Annotated in this window: 3 protein-coding genes; all 3 read left to right on the top strand. The window is 35.8% G+C overall.

The features are described from left to right. The coding region (locus tag HT728_RS10470; RefSeq protein WP_240149015.1) for an ADP-ribosyltransferase at nt 1–812 on the top strand (812 nt) is incomplete at its 5' end. Then, nucleotides 809–1,141, top strand: coding sequence for a hypothetical protein (locus HT728_RS10465; protein WP_173235129.1), 333 nt, complete (start codon nt 809–811; stop codon nt 1,139–1,141). The genes HT728_RS10470 and HT728_RS10465, both read left to right, overlap by 4 nt. Before the next feature lie 43 nt (nt 1,142–1,184). Beyond that, on the top strand, nt 1,185–1,397 hold the full coding sequence (locus HT728_RS10460; RefSeq protein WP_173235128.1) for a hypothetical protein: 213 nt from the start codon (nt 1,185–1,187) through the stop codon (nt 1,395–1,397). Nucleotides 1,398–1,543 lie beyond the last annotated feature (146 nt).

The raw sequence follows: 1,543 nt of genomic DNA, 5'->3' as shown, positions 1-1,543 counted from the left end.
CTATCAGACCTGCAGTCAAGTCCGATAAACCTAGTCCTTACTTTGATATCTTGCAAAACGACGGCTCAGTAAAACTAGCCACTGAGCAACGTTCTCTGGACGAAATCTTTGCAGGATGGGAGCGTGAAGGGGAAGCAGTTCTTAGGGGAGTCAAGGCATCTAATCCAGAAGTGGCTGACAAGGTTTTTGTAGCTGATAAACCAAATGAAATAGACGACTTCTTTAAGAAACAAAAATCTTATCAGAAGTGGTTGAAAAATCTATCTGGTTATGAAGTGGACTCTATCCATGAATACACAACAGCGATGTACAAGGACTACAACCATGTATTGAGAGAAGGGAAACAAGAATTTCTTGATAAAATCACTGGTGGAAACTCACAAAAATTAAGTGACGAGACTAGAAAATGGTATAATGATATTGAGAGGAAAGCCGAGCAGGTTGTTTCAGCTATCTCAACATATAAAACAGAAAAAACATTTAAAACTTATCGATTGTTTAATCAATCAGAAGATATTTTTTTAGAAAATGCTGTTGGTAAAACACTGGTGATTGATAAAGGATTGATGAGTACTAGTCTTGATAAATCTGTTATAGAGGATTTTGGAGGCGGAGATGTTGAAATTCAATTGAATATACTCATCAAAAAAGGGCAATCTGTTGGTGCGTATGTCAGTGAATTGAGTAGTCATACCAATGAGAAAGAGTTCATAATTAAACCAAATACAAGGTTTAAGGTTCTATCTGAAACGGTGCAAGAGATGGCTTTTGACACTAAACGAAGGATTATTGAAGTGGAGGTAGTGGATTGAAAGCAAAGTATTTAGAATATATCTTGTTTGAACCATTGAAGAATGCGACAGATGAACAAGCTGCTTTTTTAGGAGTTGCAATTTTCTTTAGTCAAGGATTCTTGGAGAAATACCATCCACAGATATTGGAGGATTTTTCTAAAGATTATCCACCAGTTTTTACAAGTGAGCGTTCTAAAAGATGGATTTATCGTTTCAGTAATAATTTCTATAATTTTAGTAGGTCAACCAATGACACTCCACTTGATGAATTTATTGTCAGAGCAAAGAGAAAGATGCCTGACTATGCACGTAAAGAATATGAAGAATATCTATCAACAAGCACCTAGAGAAATCTAAGTGCTTTTCTTATGCTTAGAAAGGAGCAAAGATATGGAAGATTGGAAAGAACGCTTTAAAAAAGAATACTACGAATTGAAAGAACGATTTCAGAAGTTAGACATGATGATTGGTCGATACGAAAAAGGGCAACTCGAGTTTGAACCTAGATGTCCTATCGATTTGTTAAAGAGACAACGTTCGGTTATGTGGGATTACCTTTCAACTCTGGAACAGCGTGCAAAAATTGAAGAAATCAAACTATAAAAATTAACCGCATCGAAATCGAGGCGGTTTTCTTATACTCTAACCGTATGGAATCCCGTACGGTTAAATTTATATGTTTGAGGTATTACCTTGAGGATGTATACAAAAATAGCACTAACAAATGCTGTAACCGTCATTACAACAAA

It is taken from the genome of Streptococcus sp. 544, from assembly GCF_013277385.1.
In the GTDB taxonomy this organism is placed as follows: Bacteria; Bacillota; Bacilli; order Lactobacillales; family Streptococcaceae; genus Streptococcus; species Streptococcus mitis_BA.
Note: the sequence above shows the minus strand (reverse complement) of the source record. Positions and strands in the feature narration are given on the sequence as shown.